Below are 17,804 nucleotides of genomic sequence, written 5' to 3'. Positions count from 1 at the left end.
CACCTAGGCGGGCTTTTGCAGTTCCCGGGCCACCTCAGCCAGGTTCTTGCGGGGCAGCAGTCGGGTGGCCAGGGACAGCATTTTGTTGGTGGTGCCGTGTACCGCGATGCGCTGTCCTTTCTCCATCGCCGCGTAGGCGTAGGCGGCTACCTCGGCGGAAGTAGGCAGGGTTTTGCCCTCAAACAGCTTTGCGTTTTTGGCGTCGGCCTGGGCCTGAAACTCGGATTCGGTGGGGCCAGGGCAGAGGGTGGTGGCGGTCACGCCCGTGCCCTCCAGCTCGCTGGCGATCGCCTCGGTGAACGACAGCACGTAGGCTTTGCTGGCGTAGTACACCGCCATGTAAGGCCCCGGCAAAAACGCCGCCGTCGAGGCCACGTTGAGAATGCGGCCCTGGCCCTGGGCCACCATTTTGGGTAGGTATAGTCGGCTCAGGTGGGTGAGGGCGACGATGTTGAGCTGCAGCATGGCGTTTTGCTTCTCCCAGCTCGACTCGACAAAGGTGCTCAAATCGCCAAACCCGGCGTTGTTGACCAGCCCGTAGGGGGTAATGCCCTTGAACTCGGTCCAGTCAAAGAACTGCTGGCGGGTGTCGGCCTCGGTGAGGTCGCCCCGATAGGTCCACACCAGGATGCCGTGGGCGGCTTCTAGCTCATCCTTGAGCGCCAGCAGGCGCTCTTCGCGGCGGGCTACCAGCACCAGGTCGTGGTGGTGGGCAGCGCAGACCCTGGCCAGCTCGTAGCCAATCCCGCTGGAGGCACCCGTGATCAAAACTGGCTTTGCCATCGCTTGTCCCTGAAACCAAGTCGGCTTGATTCTAACGAATCGCGGCCGGGGCCGTCCGATCGCGGCGGGACTGAATCTCCAGGTACACCAGCAGGGCGTTGACATCGGCGGGGTTGACGCCGCCAATGCGCGAGGCCTGTCCAATGGTGAGCGGCTTGACCTGGGTCAGCTTCTCGCGGGCTTCCTTGGACAGGGTCTCGATCGCCATGTAGTCGAGGGTCGCGGGCAGTTTGCGGCCCGTATTTTTGGCCACCTGGTCAATCTGGTTCTGCTGGCGCTGAATGTAGCCCGAATACTTAATGTCAATCTCCGCCCCCTCTCGCTCTTCGCGGCTGAGGGCAGGGTTGCCCAGGCCGTAGCGATCGAGGTCGCCGTAGTGGAAACCGGGGCGGCGCAGCAGGTCCGCCAGGGTGATCGAGCCCTTGATCCGCTGGTCGGTGTCAAGGGCGATCCGCTGACCCAGCTCCTCGTGCTCCTTCACCCGAGTTTCGCCCAATCGCTCTTTTTCGGCGGCAATGTGGCTGTACTTGCGGGTAAATAGCTCCCAGCGGCGATCGTCAATCAGCCCGATCTCCCGGCCCAGGGGGGTGAGGCGCTGATCGGCATTGTCGGAGCGCAGCAGCAGCCGGTACTCAGAGCGCGAGGTCAGCATTCGGTAGGGCTCCCGCAGGTCCTTTGTGCACAGGTCGTCCAGCAGGGTGCCGATGTAGCTACCTTCCCGCGGCAGCACCAGCAGCTCCTGACCCTGCACCAGGCGGGCCGCATTCACCCCGGCCACAAAGCCCTGGGCGGCGGCTTCCTCGTAGCCCGTGGTGCCGTTGATCTGTCCGGCGCAAAACAGCCCGGCCACCCGTTTGGTCATCATGGTGGGGTAGCACTGGGTGGCGGGCAGGTAGTCATACTCCACGGCGTAGGCGGGGCGCAGCATGGTGCAGTGCTCTAGCCCCGGCAGGGTGCGCAGCATGGCCAGCTGGAGCTTTTCGGGCAGGCCGGTGGAGAAGCCCTGCACGTAGATTTCGGGAATGTCGCGCCCCTCCGGCTCCAGGAAGATCTGGTGGCTCTCCTTGTCGGCAAAGCGAACGATTTTGTCCTCGATGCTGGGGCAGTAGCGGGGGCCTTTAGAATCGACCCAGCCGCCGTAGATGGGCGACAGGTGCAGGTTGTCCTGAATCAGGCGGTGGGTTTCAGCGGTGGTGCGGGTCAGGTGGCAGGGCATTTGCTGCCGCTCCACCCACACCTCGGGGTCAAAGCTGAACCAGCGAATGTCTTCGTCGCCGGGCTGGGGTTCCAGGGCATCGAAGTTGATCGAGCGGCGATCGACTCGGGCTGGGGTACCGGTCTTCAGCCGCCCAGTCTCAAAGCCCAGGCGGTTGAGGGTGTCGGTGAGGCCGGTGGCGGCAAATTCCCCGGCCCGCCCGGCCGCCATGGATTTGTCGCCAATCCAGATGGTGCCGCCCAGGAAGGTGCCGGTGGTGAGGATGACGGCCTGGCACCTGAAGGCCACGCCAAAGTAGGTTTCCACTCCCACCACTTCGTCGTTGGCCCCCAGCACCAGGTCCGTCACCATGCCCTCGCGGATAGTCAAGTTGTCCTGATTTTCGACGATGGTTTTCATCACGGCGGCGTACTCGCGCTTGTCGGTCTGGGCCCGCAGCGCCCACACGGCGGGTCCGCGCGAGTTGTTGAGCACCCGCTTTTGCAGGTAGGTGCGATCGGCCATCTTGCCAATTTCGCCCCCCAGGGCATCGACCTCGTGGGTGAGCTGCGATTTGGCGGGGCCGCCCACGGCGGGGTTGCAGGGTTGCCAGGCAATTTTGTCGAGGTTGAGGGTAATCAGCAGAGTGCGACAACCCAGCCGGGCCGAAGCCAGGGCCGCCTCGCAGCCGGAGTGGCCCGCTCCTACGACGACCACATCGTATTCATCTAAAAACTCCACGGAAGCGCTCATGCAGGCTGAAACTCAGTAGGTGACGCCATAATCGCCAGACACGATCAATTTTAGCGGGTCAAGGGGGGCATCACCGCTGCCTTGGCCGCTGCCAGGGTGGTCAATCCCCCTCGCAGAGCGAGGCTGCGCCTCTATTCCTCAAGCCGCCTTCAAGCTGAGAGTGCGCGGCCTGGCAATCGCCTTCTACCGGCTGCGATCGCGGCAGATAAACCGTAAACGTGGTGCCATCCTGCGCTGTGGAGGTCACCTCCACTGTGCCGCCGTGGGCAACGACAATTTCGCGCACGATATACAGCCCCAGGCCGATGCTGCCCTGCACCCGTGGGGCTGTCGCTTCCGACAGAGTGTGGCGCATCAGCGGATTGAAAATGGTGGACAGCATCTCCGGCGGAATCGGTGGCCCCTCGTTGTGGACGCTCAGAGTCATGGTTGATGCCTCTGAGGCGATCGAGAGGTCGATTGGCCCTGCGGGAGAACCGTGCTGAATGGCGTTGCCCATCAGGTTGGAAACAACCTGGCGGAGCCGGGACGCATCGCAGTCGCCCGTCAGATCGCCCTCTGCGTGAAAGCGCAGCGTGTGCTGGGGGTGGGCAAAGCAAAATTCCTCAAAGACTTCGCGGCAGAGTTTTTCCAAATCGGTCGGACCGGGCGTCAGCGGCATCGCGCTGCCCAACCCCGTCGATGCAAAGTCGATCAGGTCGCTAATCAACCGTGTGATTGTCTTCGTATTCGTGTCGATCATTGACAGGGCTTTGGCTGAATCGGAGCCATCGCCTGAGGCGCGTGAGATGAGCTGGGCCGCCATGGTGATGGAGTTGAGCGGGTTGCGCAGGTCGTGGCTGAGGATGGCCAGAAACATGCGGCGCGACTGATCGACCCGGCTCGTGTAGCTGCCCACGGCGGCGGCTAGGGATTGATCGATTGACTCGTTGAAGCGGGTGATTTCCTCGATGTCGTCGATGGTGAGCTTTAGGCGGTGCTCACGCCACAGGCGAAGCACACTGGCGCGCAGGGCCCGGTATTCGGAGACCACCTCCATAATGTCAAAGCCTGAGCCCAGTCGTGATGCACCGTGCAGGACCGAAGCGTGGTCGAGGCGATCGCTCTCTTCACCCCCAACGCCGCCTTGCCCCTTCGACTTGCTCGTCTGCTGGTCGGAGCTTTGGCCAACTTTCATATCGCGCGCGGTGGCTCGCAGCATCGCCTCAGCGTCGTTTCGTAGGGCGAGCTTGGTCATAGTTGCGCCTGGGGCAAGGCTGCGCGCAAACGTCTCCCATTCCATCAGAATGAGCTCGACATTCTCAAGAATGAAGTCTGCCAGTCCCATCAATTTCTCCGCTGAAAACGCTCCATGAGCAGGGGACAGTACCCCAGCTTGGCCAGAAGAACATTCAACCTGACAGCCTCCCTTGGGCGATGAGGTAGACATAGGTCAGCCCAATGCCACCCGTTAGGGAAGATTGGGTTAGGACAATTTCAATTAATTCATTTAACGACAGCCTAATCCGTCGGTTCAACAACCAAAAGGCAGAGTGTAGTAGCAATTGCCGCGATCGCCCTACCACTTTGGGCAGAGTTGGGCTGACTGCTTCAGGTCAACTGGAGTTGTCGGATCCTTTTGGTGGATGCCTACCACCGTTATACGCTAGGGCAGCGCAACGGCGTACAGGACATTTGCAACACCCACAGTCTAGCGATTTTCATTGATTGAACGTTGCATTTTTGAACGTTGAATGTTGAATACCGCCCAGCGGTACCAGTCTTCGATGGCACCAGTCAGCCCATCATTCCTGATACCTGATACCTGGAACCTGACACCCCTGATACCTGGAACCCGACACCCCTAAGGTCTGGAACCTGACACCCTGGCAACGGTGGTCGCTCTCCGCCAGGCAAGACTAGTCCAGCTCCGGTTTCAGCCTGGCTTTGAGACCAGCCACCAACTCGTCCACCTCCGCCTCCAGGGTCAGGTAGTGGGTGCAGGCCCGCACGCAGTTGGGCGATTGCAGGGTGCGCAGGTACACCCCCTGGGTTTCCAACTCGTCCACCAGGCGCTTGTGCCAGGCCGGAGAAGGCTCCCCGCGCTCCAGCACCCAAAAGGACACCAGCCCCGAGTCGGGCGGCGTTTGACGTACGGTGCGAACGTAGGGGAGGTCCTGGAGCTGCGCCCACAGCCGCTGGCTGAGATCCACCAGCCGCTGGTAGCGCTGGGCTGGGGTACCCACCTCGGCCTGGTGGGCGATCGCCCTTCGCAGTCCCGCCAGCAGCGGGTAGTTCGAGGTAGCCACCTCAAACCGCTGGCCGTTGGGCTTCCACCCCGTGGGGTTGGCGTTGGCGTCGGTGGTGATCCCCCGCCAGCCGATGAAGGTGGGGGAGATCTGCGCCATCGCCTCGGGACGGCTGTAGAGGCCCCCCAGCCCCGCCGGGCCGCACCACCACTTGTGCCCGGTAAAGGCGTAGAAATCGATCCCCAGGGCGGGCAAATCCAGCGGCAGCGCGCCCACCGACTGGGCCGCATCCACCAGCACCAGCACCGGCTGGGGGCGGCGGTGACAGACCTCGGCGATCGCCTCCAGGGGGAGCACCTGCCCCGTATTCCAAAAAATGTGGCTGATCACCAGCATGCGAGTCTCGGGTCGCAGGTGCTGCGCCACCACCGCCGCTGGATCGCCCCCGTTCACCGTGGCCAGCAGCGGGCAGGTGCTATAGGTGACGCCAAAGCGGCGGCAGATCTCTGCCACGGCGGCAATCACGCCAGGATGTTCACAGTCTGACAGCAGAATGTGATCCCCGGCCTGCCACGCCACCCCCCACAGGGGAATGTTGCAGCCTACGGTGACATCCTCGGTGAGGGTAATGGTGTCGGCGGTGGTGCCCAGTTCTGCGGCGATCGCCGTGCGGGTCTGGGCCGCCTCCGCCATCACCCACTGGTTGGCCGCTGCCGAAAACGGCCCCAGTTCCTGCACCCGTCGGTGGGCCGCCGCGATCGCCTCCAGGGTGCCCTGGGCCATCGGCCCCTGACCTCCGTAGTTAAAGTACTGTTTGCCCAGCAAAGCGGGGAACGATTGGCGATGTTCCAGCAGACTATCTAACCCCGCCGCAAATAAAGACTGCATGTCGTTGAGTGTCGGATTAAAGATTCCCTTCAACCCTATACCACCTGTGCCCAATCGACCGGGCCACCCCAGGCTGTCCCCCTTCCCCGGAATTCCCCGATAGGGTATAACATGCTAAGGGTGAGCGTAGGTACTGTAAATCGGCCTATAGGCTTAACTCAGGCATGAACGGCAGCTCCATTCGACCCAGCTCAAGTCCAAACCGTGCGGTCAACCGTCAGCGACAGAAGTCGTTGCTCTTGACTGCGGATAGGGTTATGCCTGGCCAGACCAGCGGCACGCCATCGTCGATAGATCAGCAGTCGATGGATCGGCATCAGTCATGCGTTTCTTTGTTCTCTAACCTCTGCCCAACCCCTCGCTTTGTCTGCTAGTGCCCCCCTGCCATCGCATTCCAGTCCAGGGGGTGGCCACGAAAGCCCCCTGAGGCTGGCGGCTGGGCTAAAAAGCTCCCAGACTCAGCCCTCCATGCGCTGGCTCACCGATGACGTGCTGTTCCACTACCAGCGCTGCGGTCGGCGGGCCTACCTGGACCTCTACGGCGATCGCGATCGCCAGGACCACCCCTCCGACTACCTGCTCAAGCTGCGCCAGGACAGTCTGGCCCACCGGGAGCGCGTGCTCGAAGACTACTATCCCCTCTACCGGCCCGATTTTCCATCTGGCGACTGGGCCGCCGGAGCCAAAGCGACCCTGGACCTCATGGCCGAAGGGGTTGAGGCCATTCGCCAGGGGGTGCTGGCTGCCCCTGCGGTGGTGGACGGGGTGCAGTTGGTCAGCCAGCCCGATCTGCTGATCAAGCAGCCCGGCTGGTCCTGCTGGGGCGACTGGGTCTACGTTCCCGTTGATATTAAGCTGGGCAAAAAGCCCAAACTCGACTACCAGGTGGTGGCGGCCTACCACGCCTACGTGCTCTCCCGCGTGCAGGGAGTGTGGCCCCAGGCCAGCTACCTGGCCCTGCGCGGTGGCCAGATGTACACCATCGATCTGGCGCGGCTGGTGCCCAAGCTGCAAACCGTGCTCAATGACTGCCTGATCGACCTGCGATCGCCCGTCGCCCCAGAACTGTTTATCTCCCACAGCCGCTGCGACCTCTGCCACTGGTTCAACCACTGCTACAGCGAGGCCAAGGCAACCCGTCACCTGTCGCTGCTGCCCGGCGTCACCCCCGCCCGCTACGAATTGCTCAAGCAGCAACACCTGACTACCGTCGCCGCCCTAGCTCAGGCCAGCCCTGCCCATCTGGCTCCGCTGCCCGGCTTTGGCGAACAGGTGGCCGAAAAGCTGGTGCACCAGGCCCAGGCCCTGATCGGCAACCGAGCCATTCCCCGCAGCGCCCCCCACGCCCCCCACGGCTTTCCGCTGTGGCCCGAAGACCTGCCCGAGGGCGAGGTCGAGCTGTACTTCGACATCGAAGCCGCCCCGGACCAGAACCTGATCTACCTCCACGGGGTGCTGGTGGTCAACCACCGCACGGGCGAGACCAACTTCCACGCCCTGCTGGCCGAAAACCACCGCGAAGAGCGGCGGGCCTGGAACGATTTTCTCGACCTGGTGCACAGTTACCCCTACGCGCCCATCTACCACTTCTGCCCCTACGAGGCTCAAACCGTGCGGAAGCTAGGGCAGCTCTACGGCACCCCTCACCGCCACACCGAGGCGCTGCTCGATCGCTTCTTTGACGTCCACAAATGTATTACCGACGGCGTCACCCTACCCATCGAGAGCTACGCCCTCAAGCACATTGCCCGCTGGATGGGCTTTGACTGGCGCGACGAGGGGGCCAACGGGGCGCAGTCGATCTGCTGGTACAATGCCTGGGCCGAAACGGGCGATCGCAGCTATCTGGACGCCATTCTGCGCTACAACGAGGACGACTGTCGCGCCACCTATCACATCAAAGACTGGTTGGTAAAATTCGCCGAACCCTACTGGGACAGGCTCTACCAAAACATCGGCTAAAGCCTGCCCCGGTCTGGGAACGATGGTCCTCTAAACCGCTGCGGGGCAGGGTGCGGCGGGGATCGCTCCCTTAGCGCTCCTACTGAGGTACCGAGCTGTGGGCACCTAAAATTTCGGCCAGTCCGGGTACGGCCCCCTCCACATCCCCTTTGACCGACTGGCGCAGCTTGCCGTAGGACGAACGCACCAGGCCGTTGTCGGTGTTGGCAATGCGGCGATCGGTTACCCCCAGGATCACCTCGGCGGTCTGAGCCTGGTTCTGGCTCAGGTGAGCTACGGGATCCCCTGCCTGCAGGCCCTCTGCCCACATCGGCTCCAGGGCATCTACCACCGCGGGCAAAATACGCTCAACCGCCCCAGGAATATAGCCCGGCCCGGCTCCTTTGACCACCCCATAGGTCGCTTTGAGCGCCATACCGCCTAGCCCACCCTTGGCGGCTACCTGGCGATCGATCAGCTGGGCGCAGTCGTTGACAATGCTTGCTTTCACCGCTTGGTCATTCAAAATATCGCTTAAGCCCATAGCCATCCCTGTCTGAATAAAAATTTCCTGTACTGCTCTAGATTTTCCGTAGCCCGGTAGCCAGATCAGCATTCCCCACCGCAGATTCGAGATTGCTTAACAAGACGATAAACTTTGCTCAAGCATCCCGGGCTTGCCGAACCTGAGCCAAGGGCATCTTAACCAAAATGCAGTCCGACCGTCTTCGGGCTAGCCCAGCTGGCTCAAGTCCACGATCCAGGCTTGGCCATCGACTTCGACGCGATCGCCTGACACCAGCTTGCGTCCACGCCGGGTTTCAACTTCGCCATTCACTGCCACCTCTCCGGCTTGAATCATTAGTTTGGCCTGGCCTCCGGTACCTACCACCTGCATTTGCTTCAAAAACTGGTCAAGCTTGATGTAGTCAAGACTGGGCATAGCACTATCCCGGGAATACTAGTCGGGGAATACTGGGATGTAGAGCAGGAAACAGACCAATAGAAAGTCTTCAACTCCAGAGGCTAACCTGCCCCTTACACTCAAAGTAAGGCACCCTAAGGCAAGGGTGTCTATACCAAGGCCAGCTAAGGATTTGTAGTTTTTCCCCCGGCAAAATTCCACCTCTGAACTTGGATTTGATTCATACCACTGCTACCAGCGGAGAAGCACGATGTTGAGCAATCCCCAACTCCTGCAAGAACTCAGACAAAAGCAAGCGCAACTCGAGCATTTTCGCCATGCTGCCGGCCAGTCGCTCCAGGCCCTGTTAGACCAGTCCGATTGGGGCATTATCACGGGGGCGGGGCATCGGGGTTTACCGCTGATCACCCTGCGTTTGGATCACCGCATTGCCCTCGACGACCCCTTTTTGCTGGCCTTAGCCGAAGAGGCCGAGCGTACCTGGGGACCTGTAGATTTTGCCCTCTTTTCGGGCGAATCTCAAGATCCTGTGCGGGTACTAAGCTGCACCCTGCTCGATCGCCGCTGGCGGTGGCGACAGTCCAGCCGTTAATCGGTCCAGCCAAATATACCTGGCGTCTCCTCGGCCGCAGTCATCCCTAGGCCGCCTATCCTGCATCGCCAACTCGCTTTAACACCTGAGGCCCAGCCCCTCCAACCCGCAGGATCGTTGCCGCAGTAGCGTGGCCATCGCTAACCCGCAGATAACCCGCAGGGTATCAATAGCTCAGCTTGAGTGCGTTGACGGGTACCTCTTCCCAGGTTTCTACGGTGCGCATCTGAGCCACCCACCCCGCCGCCCGCTGCTCCTCGCTCAAATTCTCCTCAAACGAACGGTGGCACGCCTGGGCTTGCGCCTCATCGCTACAGGCAATGCAGGAGTAGATAATCCCTGACGGATCAATTTGTTCGTTGACCCAAATCATGCGTAGTTGTGCCTCTCGAACTCACCAGCCGACTCTAACATCTCTAGCAGCCCTAGGCTCAGGAAGCAGCCACAGAGGGAGCCCCCACGTTGGCTACCGTTTGACGCAGTTCCGCGATCGCCTGGAGTTGGTAGTCGTTAACTTCCTGTAGTTTAGTCACTCCGCCCGCCAAATTGTCCAACGACTGTCTCAGCCCGTTAACACTCTCCTGGGCTGGGTTCAGCAACTCTTCGCAAACCGCAAGCTTACCGATTAAGCCTGCTAAATCTCGCTGCTGTTGGCGCAGGTCGCTCTCAAAGCCCTCAACCTCACTGCGCTGGGTGGCCAGGGCCTTTTCACTGCTTTCAATGTCCTGCTTGAGTTGGCCAATGCTGTCCTGGCTTTGCTTGATCTCAGTTTCTAGGGCCTGAATCGCCTCGGTGGTCTGCTGGCGCTGCAGGTCAATGGTATTGAGCAGTGGCTCCAGGTCAACGGCACTGACCGGCGCTTCTTCCACCGCCAAGCCCTGCCGTCGGCGCAGCACAGCCTGGTGCTGACTCAGGACCTCCTCCCGCTCCAGCAGGTTGCGGCGCTGGCCCACCAGGGTTTCATTGAGCATCTGCGAGCGATCCTGTTCCTCCTCCAGCTCAGTTTCTAGCTGGAGGCGATCAAATTCGCTGGCTTGCTCAATTTTGAGCTTCAGCTCATCGATCGCCTGCTGCTCCAGGGCTAGCTCCTCCTCCTGGTCGGAGACAAAGCGAGACATTTTCTCCAGGTCTTTTTCTAAATCGCCAACCAGGGTTTGCAGTTGTTCGAGATCCATGGCCTCCAGGGCCGCCACATCGACCTTTTTGCTCAGCCGTACCTTGTCCGTTGTGTTGAGCAAGTCGTAGATTTTCTGGTGCAGGTTGACCTGGGCCTGGAGCGTATCCGACAGCGACTGAATCTGCTCCTGGTGGGCCTTGACCGCCTGCTGCCGCAGTTTGAGCTCCTCCCGCTTGGCAACCAAGCTGGCTTCGGCCTGCCGCCAGTCGGTCCAGCGCTGCTCCAGCTGGCTGGCCTGCTGGTCTAGCTGCTGCTGGCGCTGTTCCAGGTCCTGGCGCTGGTTTTCCAGGGACTGACGATACTCCCCCAGCAGCCCCTGGTGGTAGTTGAGACCATCGTTGGCATGGGTGAGGGGATCGCGCAGCGCCTCCAGGGGCATGACGGTCTCGGTGATCCGATTGAGGGCGCTCTGTAGGGTGGCAATCTGCTCTGAATCAAGGCCTGCAGTGGAGCTTCCTTCGGCGCGCTGTTCCTCAAGCCGACGCATTTCACCGTTGAGGTGGGCCCAGGCTCCCTCTAGATCCTGGTTTTTACGGGTAAGCTCCTCCTGCTGCTGCTCAAGGGTCTGGCGCAGCTGCTCGAGTTCCTGGCGCTGAGCATCGAGTTGCTCCAGGTCGGCTTCGGCCTGTTCCACCTGCTCCTGGCGGGTTTCTAGCTCCAGCTCACGGCGATTTAGCTCCTGACTCTGAAACGTCAGTGACTGCTTCCACTGCTCGATCTCTTCCTCTTGAGTTTTAGACTTTTTGCTCAGATTTGAGAAATTTTGCAGGATGCTCGTCAGGGTCCGCCCCGCCTCGTAGTGGCGCTGAACCTGTCGGTTGCCGCTGACTTCCACCATTACCAGCGCACCCGCATTATAGGAGGCGTCATCTGGGGCGACGAGAGTCTCATCGCCGGTTACAGTGCTCCAGCTGTGCTCGCTGCGCTGGCAGGCAAGCAGCTTAAACTCGGGCTTGCCGCTGCCAATAAACCCGGTCTTTTTCTGGACTTCTGCTAGGTACAGCACGCTGTTGGTCCTCGTGGCTTAATAATGTCAACGCTAAAAAAAATAAAGCTGATGCAGTAATTCTAAAGACTCAAAGAGCAATGGGGGGACCGATCGCGGTTAAGTCCGGCGTCATCAAGGGTAGGATGCCTGTCTGCATAAACCATTCAAGTCCCAGCGTGATGTGTTGTAATACACCATTGATGGATTCTCAGGCCATATCGAATCCCATTTGCCCTGAGGCTGACTGGGGCTCATAATGCAGGGTCTCCCCCGTAGAGTCAGCCGTACGCAGAGCTGCTCAAACCAATCAAGCGTCCCGTTTTCATGCTCATCCTAGCCTTACCCTGAGCCTATCGATAACAATCTACGACAAAGTTTTGGGTCCAAATCAGTTTGGGTCCAAATCAGAGGATGAGGGGTTCCCCCCTCCACGATCGCCCCCAGTGTCAACCTCTCTGGGTCCAGCCAGCGGCGATCGCCTGGTCACGAACCCAGGCGCTGCTACCAAAGTTAACTGGAATCTTAGCTAATTTTGGTTTGGTTAGACGGGGGTAGGCAACCCCAGCGGAGAAATACCCCGCCTCGGGTGGCCGTCCTTAGCATGCCCAAGAATAGTGCTGAGAGATCAGGCGCTGAGGAACATCGACGGGGGCAGTTTTCCGGTGCAATACCTCGAGCTGCGTATACTTAAAAGGGAGGCTGTCCAGCCACAGCCTCGCTCCGTGCTCTGCCCCGAGTTTTTCTGCCCCAATTTAGACAGAACCACGAGTCGACAGAACCACGAGATTACCCATTGCCTGCCTTGAAGCGAATGCACCTCAAGCCCTTGCCCCGCTGGAGGCTCCCTTCGCCCGAACTGGCTGGCTCGAGCCGTAGGCTAGATTCAGGGCGTCAGACCTGGGGTTAGAGGGTAGAATCGGGCTTCTAATTAGGGCATGCTGAGTCCAACTCACACGCCATAGCCTGGTCAGCCAGGTATCGTTCCCCTCCTTGGGTTGCCTCATGCAGGGTTATCTGTCAGAAATTGATATTCGCAGCATTTTGCAGCTCATCGAGCTAGGTCAGCGGACCGGCGAGCTGTACGTGGAGAGCTATGGCAGCAATCAGCCGTCTAGCTACCCCTTAGACAGCGCCCTGATGGCCCCGGTCCCACCCTCCTGGCTGGTGTTTCTGGCCAATGGGCAGATGGTGTATGCCGGAGCGACCGACAACAAGCTCGATCGCCTGCGCGACCACCTACACCGCTACGGCATTGACCAGTCCCTGCCCGATCCCAGCACCACCGCCGCGATCGCCTCCTTTAACTCCCTGGAGTACGGCACCCTGTGGGCCATGCTAGAGCAGCATGCGATCAGCCCCGACCAGGGCCGCACCATCCTTAGCCATATGGTGCATGAGACCCTGTTTGACCTCCTCAGTCTGCACCACGGGGCCTTCGTCTTTCAGCTAAGTTCCGCCCTCAGTCCCCAGCTAATGACCCACACCATTGGCGACTTGGTGGCCGGAATCACCCAACAAATCCAGACCTGGCACCAGCTGCACCCCCACCTGCAATCGCCCGATCAGTGCCCGGTACTGCTGGCCCCCGAGGTCTTTCGCGCCAGCGTATCCGACCAGGTGTACCAGCGCATGAACACCTGGATGGACGGCAAGACCTCCATTCGCCGCATCGCTCGCTACCTCAACCGAGATCTGCTCAGCGTTGCCCGTAGCCTGGTGCCTGCCCTACAGCAGGGTCAAGTCAGCCTGGTCTACAGTCCGGCTGAGGTGGGCCAAACTCCCAGTACCCCACTCCCTGGCCCAGACCGTCTGCCTCGCATTGTCTGCGTAGACGACAGCGCCACCGTTCGGCAGGCCGTGGAGCGTATCCTCGACGGTCAGGGCTACGAAGCCACCTCCATTGGCAATCCCCTCAAAGCCCTGGGCCTGCTGTTTCAGCTCCAGCCCAACCTGATTCTCTGCGACATCACCATGCCTGAGCTAGACGGCTATGAGCTCTGCGCCATGCTCAGGCACTCCAGCGCCTTTCGCCAAACGCCTATTGTTATGCTCACGGGCAAAGAGGGCTTTTTAGACCGGGTCAAAGCCAGAATGGTGGGAGCTACCGACTACCTCACCAAACCCTTTGGCCCCGGCGAACTGCTGGCCCTGGTCGAAAAATACGTCGGCCCCGGAGACCTTAACCGCCCCCGTCCCGACACCCTGCTGGCCGAAGCTATCGAAGACGAATTTGACATTGACTTTAGTCAGGCTTCCCTGCCCCGATAGGCCTCCTCCGGTAACATTCCTTAGTCTGAATCGGGTTTTTGCATCAATTCCGATAGGATTCGCCATAATCTAAACAACCGGATTGATTAATTTATCTAAACCGTCAGCATCCCTTGCGTTTGAGGGTACTTTAGAGTCACAGGTTTGGAGGCTGAAGCGATCGCTTATCTTGAGTCCAGCTCAAAGGTTTGGAGTTTTCCCGTCGGCAAGACTCGGCTTCTGGACTTGAATGAGGTTTATACGCCGTCATCCTTTGCGCTAAACCCTCGCCATCGGTAGCGGCTAAACCTTCGCTACTGGTTTATCTCTGGCCGTGCAGGCAGGCCTTTTAACTCAACCTATGAGCACAGTTCTAGTGGTAGAAGACAGCGTTCCTCAGCGGGAAATGATTACCGAACTCCTTCGAGGTATTGGCCTCAGCGTCACCGTTGCCAACGATGGCATGGAAGCCCTAGAGCAGATGCAGAGCCAGCGCCCCGATATGGTTGTGCTCGACATTGTCATGCCTCGCATGAACGGCTACGAGCTGTGTCGGCGGATTAAGGCCGACCCCTCCACGCAGCACGTGCCGGTGGTCATGTGCTCCTCCAAGGGGGAGGAGTTCGATCGCTACTGGGGCATGAAGCAGGGGGCAGACGCCTACATCGCCAAGCCGTTTCAGCCCACCGAGTTAGTGGGCACCGTCAAGCAGCTGCTCAGACCGTAATCAGACCGCCACAACCAGACCAGAACCGCAACGCCGCAACAGATCGATCACCCGAGGGACAACGAACAACAGTGCTATGGTAGGCAATCCTGATTTTCTCACCCAGACTGGACAAGACCAAGATCCAGAGCTACAGGAGCTGGAAACACCGGATGGTGAGCTATTCCTGCGGTTCTTTGTCACCGCCGAAGACGAGTTTGCCCTGCCCGCCACCGGCATTCGCCGCATCATTGAACAACCCCCTGATCGCATTACCCCAATTCCTAACGTATCAAACCTGCTGTTGGGTACCCTTAACGAGCAGGGCCGGGTCGTGTGGGTGGCTGACCTGGGCCAGTTTCTCGGCTATTCTTCGGTCCTCAACACCGATCGGCCTGAGATTTCGGTCATCGCCATTGAAGATCAGGGAACTATGCTAGGCTTGGCCGTTAACCGCATTGTCGGCACCCGCTGGCTCAACCCAGACAAGACTCAGGTATCTGACACCAGCCCCGATACGATGGCACCGTTTTTGCGGGGTGAATGGGTCATGGACGCGGAGGACCACAAAACCCTCAGGCTGCTTGACCACGTCGCTGTTATCCGTTCAGCCCGCTGGGCCACCTAGGCTTAGCTCATCCTTACCCCCTTAGGACACTTGCACCGGCAGGAGAAGACCATGGCTTCAGGCATTGATTACTCTCAAGCCTACCAAAAGGCAGAAAGAGCCTACGTACAGGGCAACTACCCAGAGGCCGCAGCGGTGATCGATCAGCTAGCTGCCGACTACCCCGAAGACCCCAGTGTGCTGCTGCTGCGAGGCCACATCTACTGCTATGGTTTGCAGCAGTACCAGGTGGCGGCTGCCCAGTACAGTGCGGTGCTCGATCTGACCTCTGAGCCCGAGTACGTCGACTATGCCAGCAATGGCCTTGACTACGCCAACCAGTTTGCCTCCTCCGGGGCTGAGGCGCCTGTGGACTTCGAGGCCGATACCGGAGATACCTTTTTTGATGCCGGGGCCGCTCTGTCTATGGATTTGGACAATGGGCGCACGGCCAACGGGGCCACCAGTCATAGAGAGACCGATCCCCTCAGCCCGGTGGACAGTCGCCACGCCTCGGTAGCGGCGGAAACCGGTGCCTTCAATGACCCCTTTGCCACCGATCCCTTTGCGGGCGACGATCCCTTCGCGGTTTCGCCGGGGGATGACGGCCCCAGCTTTGGCTCCAACGCCCTGGGCGATGGCTGGGCTGAGGGCGAGGAAAGCCTGGATGACATTACCTTTGACGACGAAGCGTCCTTTGACTCGTTGGAGATGGGGGACTCTGACGACGACCCATTTAGCGCGGCCTCGGAAGACTATGGCGACTCCTACGACGACGCCTTTAGCGATGCTGGGCTGGCCTCCGCAGACCTTAACACGGTCTGGCCGCCCGCCGACGATGGCGGCGACGACATGACGGTGTTTGCCCCGGAGCCAGATCTGCTCCAGGACGAACTGGACACCGCTGGCGACAGCCTCGGTGGCGACTTTGATGTCTACACCGACAACGGTTACAGCCCAGACCTGGAGGACAGCGCTCAGCCCAGCAGCAATGTGGACTTTTTGGACGAATTTAGCGATTTTGACGACCTGGGCAATCTCCCCGACTTTGAGCTGTCAGACAGCTCAGCTGGGTTTACGACCCCCTCGGTAGGGACCTCAGGGCTGACCTCAACGGACGACACCAGCCCCTACAGCGGCGGCACCTCAGCCTTTGACATCAGCGACCTCAACGACCAGGCGGTCATCAGCGATGACGATATTTTTAGCATTGCCGGGGCCACCGATAGCCTGCCCGTTTTCACCCAAACCGACAGCCACGAGGTCGAGGCGGTTTCCGCTGAGCAGGATTGGCTGGGCTTTTTAGACAATGCGCCCCTACCGAGAAAAGAACTGATGGTCGCCGTGGCGGCGGGGGTGGCTTCGGCCCTGGCGGTGGGGGTGATTAACTTCGCGGCCTCGACCCTACAGCCGGGCCGACCAATGCCCAAGGCCGTGCATGCGGCGATGGCCCTGGCGGGTGGGGTGGCTGGGTTTGGCGCGGCACTGGGGGCAGGGCACCTGGCCCATCGCCAGGTCCGACGCAGCGTTGACGATCTGCAGCACCAGTTTGACACCGTTATCCAGGGCAACCTGACGGCTCGGGCGACGGTGTTCACCGAAGACGAGTTTGGCCGCCTGGCCAGCAGCTTCAACAAGATGTCGCGGGTGATTTTAACCACCACCAGCGAGGCCCAGCGCAAAGCCCAGGAGCAAGAGCAGGCCAAGGAAGACCTCCAGCGCCAGGTGATTCGCCTCCTCGACGATGTGGAAGGGGCGGCCCGAGGCGACCTGACCGTGCAGGCGGAGGTCACCGCCGACGTACTGGGGGCCGTTGCCGACTCGTTTAACCTCACCATTCAAAACCTGCGGGAGATTGTGGAACAGGTGAGCGTAGCGGCCCGCCAGGTGAGCAAGGGCTCGACCGAAAACGAAATCTTTGCCCGCAGCCTGTCCGCAGACGCCCTGCGCCAGGCCGAGGAACTGGCGGTGACGCTGAATTCGGTGCAGGTGATGACCGACTCGATTCAGCGGGTGGCCGAGAGCGCTCGCGAGGCCGAGGAAGTGGCCCGCTCGGCGTCGTCTACTGCCCTGAAGGGGGGCGAGTCGGTGGAGCGGACGGTGGCCGGCATTCTCGAGATTCGCGAAACGGTGGCCGAAACCACCCGCAAGGTGAAGCGTCTGGCGGAGTCTTCCCAGGAGATTTCCAAGATTGTGGCCCTGATTTCGCAGATTGCCTCCCGGACCAACCTGCTGGCCCTCAACGCCAGTATTGAGGCGGCCCGGGCGGGGGAGGCCGGTCGTGGCTTCGCCATTGTGGCCGATGAGGTGCGCCAGCTGGCCGACCGGGCCGCTAAGGCTTCGAAAGAAATCGAGCAGATCGTGCTGCAGATTCAAAGTGAGACCGGCGGGGTGATGACCGCCATGGAGGAGGGCACCCAGCAGGTGATTGAGGGCACCCGCCTGGCGGAACAGGCGAAGCGATCGCTGGAAGACATTATTCAGGTATCAAACCGGATTGACGTCCTGGTGCGATCGATTACCGCCGACACGGTGGAGCAAACCGAAACTTCCCGCGCGGTGGCCCAGGTGATGCAATCGGTGGAACTGACTGCCCAGGAAACCTCTCAGGAAGCCCAGCGAGTGTCGGGCTCGCTGCAAAATCTGGTGGGGGTTGCCCGCGACCTGCTGACCTCGGTGGAGCGCTTCAAGGTGGAAAAAGCAGACGGTTAGTTGCAGTTCAGCCCAACGGGAGTACGCCAGTCACGGTAGAAAAGCATTCATAGGGGAACCGA

At 60.4% G+C, this 17,804-nt stretch carries 14 protein-coding genes; 6 read left to right on the top strand and 8 right to left on the bottom strand.

Annotated features, from left to right (window positions below):
* Positions 1-3: 3 nt before the first annotated feature.
* The 4 genes from NF78_RS13605 to NF78_RS13590 form a co-directional block, all read right to left on the bottom strand.
* The gene (locus tag NF78_RS13605) at positions 4-783 is read right to left on the bottom strand and encodes an SDR family NAD(P)-dependent oxidoreductase (RefSeq protein WP_035987156.1); all 780 of its coding nucleotides are present in this window, start codon (positions 781-783) and stop codon (positions 4-6) included.
* A 31-nt stretch (positions 784-814) separates the two neighbouring features.
* On the bottom strand, positions 815-2,731 hold the full coding sequence (mnmG, locus tag NF78_RS13600; protein ID WP_035987152.1) for a tRNA uridine-5-carboxymethylaminomethyl(34) synthesis enzyme MnmG: 1,917 nt from the start codon (positions 2,729-2,731) through the stop codon (positions 815-817).
* A 100-nt stretch (positions 2,732-2,831) separates the two neighbouring features.
* Positions 2,832-3,968, bottom strand: a complete 1,137-nt coding sequence (locus NF78_RS13595) for a sensor histidine kinase (protein WP_081972612.1) — start codon at positions 3,966-3,968, stop codon at positions 2,832-2,834.
* Between the two features lie 661 nt (positions 3,969-4,629).
* Complete coding sequence (locus NF78_RS13590; protein WP_052050380.1) at positions 4,630-5,847, bottom strand: aminotransferase class V-fold PLP-dependent enzyme; 1,218 nt, start codon at positions 5,845-5,847, stop codon at positions 4,630-4,632.
* 363 nt (positions 5,848-6,210) lie between these two features.
* On the opposite strand from NF78_RS13590, the gene NF78_RS13585 reads away from it, so the two are divergent.
* Positions 6,211-7,809 (top strand): TM0106 family RecB-like putative nuclease, encoded by a 1,599-nt coding sequence (locus tag NF78_RS13585; protein WP_263970597.1) that lies wholly within the window; start codon positions 6,211-6,213, stop codon positions 7,807-7,809.
* 79 nt (positions 7,810-7,888) lie between these two features.
* On the opposite strand, the gene NF78_RS13580 is transcribed toward NF78_RS13585, so the two are convergent.
* Positions 7,889-8,338 (bottom strand): DUF6918 family protein, encoded by a 450-nt coding sequence (locus tag NF78_RS13580; RefSeq protein WP_263970596.1) that lies wholly within the window; start codon positions 8,336-8,338, stop codon positions 7,889-7,891.
* Positions 8,339-8,521: 183 nt separating this feature from the next.
* Entirely contained in the window at positions 8,522-8,731 is a 210-nt protein-coding gene (locus NF78_RS13575; protein WP_035987147.1) for an RNA-binding S4 domain-containing protein, read from the bottom strand.
* Positions 8,732-8,963: 232 nt separating this feature from the next.
* On the opposite strand from NF78_RS13575, the gene NF78_RS13570 reads away from it, so the two are divergent.
* A complete protein-coding gene (locus tag NF78_RS13570) occupies positions 8,964-9,305 on the top strand; it encodes a hypothetical protein (RefSeq protein ID WP_035987145.1) in 342 nt (113 codons plus the stop codon).
* A 166-nt stretch (positions 9,306-9,471) separates the two neighbouring features.
* Here NF78_RS13570 and NF78_RS13565 read toward each other — a convergent pair whose 3' ends face one another.
* Positions 9,472-9,678, bottom strand: a complete 207-nt coding sequence (locus NF78_RS13565; protein ID WP_035987142.1) for a hypothetical protein — start codon at positions 9,676-9,678, stop codon at positions 9,472-9,474.
* A 58-nt stretch (positions 9,679-9,736) separates the two neighbouring features.
* Positions 9,737-11,488 (bottom strand): pilus motility taxis protein HmpF, encoded by a 1,752-nt coding sequence (hmpF, locus tag NF78_RS13560; RefSeq protein ID WP_035987140.1) that lies wholly within the window; start codon positions 11,486-11,488, stop codon positions 9,737-9,739.
* 984 nt (positions 11,489-12,472) lie between these two features.
* Here hmpF and NF78_RS13555 point away from each other — a divergent pair.
* The 4 genes from NF78_RS13555 to NF78_RS13540 all read left to right on the top strand — a co-directional run bounded on the left by NF78_RS13555 (position 12,473) and on the right by NF78_RS13540 (position 17,742).
* Complete coding sequence (locus tag NF78_RS13555) at positions 12,473-13,738, top strand: response regulator (RefSeq protein ID WP_035987137.1); 1,266 nt, start codon at positions 12,473-12,475, stop codon at positions 13,736-13,738.
* 340 nt (positions 13,739-14,078) lie between these two features.
* A complete protein-coding gene (locus NF78_RS13550; protein WP_035987134.1) occupies positions 14,079-14,444 on the top strand; it encodes a response regulator transcription factor in 366 nt (121 codons plus the stop codon).
* Positions 14,445-14,520: 76 nt separating this feature from the next.
* Complete coding sequence (locus NF78_RS13545) at positions 14,521-15,051, top strand: chemotaxis protein CheW (protein ID WP_035987131.1); 531 nt, start codon at positions 14,521-14,523, stop codon at positions 15,049-15,051.
* A gap of 51 nt (positions 15,052-15,102) precedes the next feature.
* Entirely contained in the window at positions 15,103-17,742 is a 2,640-nt protein-coding gene (locus NF78_RS13540; RefSeq protein WP_035987128.1) for a HAMP domain-containing methyl-accepting chemotaxis protein, read from the top strand.
* Positions 17,743-17,804 lie beyond the last annotated feature (62 nt).

It is taken from the genome of Leptolyngbya sp. KIOST-1, assembly GCF_000763385.1.
Lineage (GTDB): Bacteria > Cyanobacteriota > Cyanobacteriia > Phormidesmidales > Phormidesmidaceae > Nodosilinea.
This window is presented reverse-complemented; position numbering and strand designations above follow the sequence as displayed.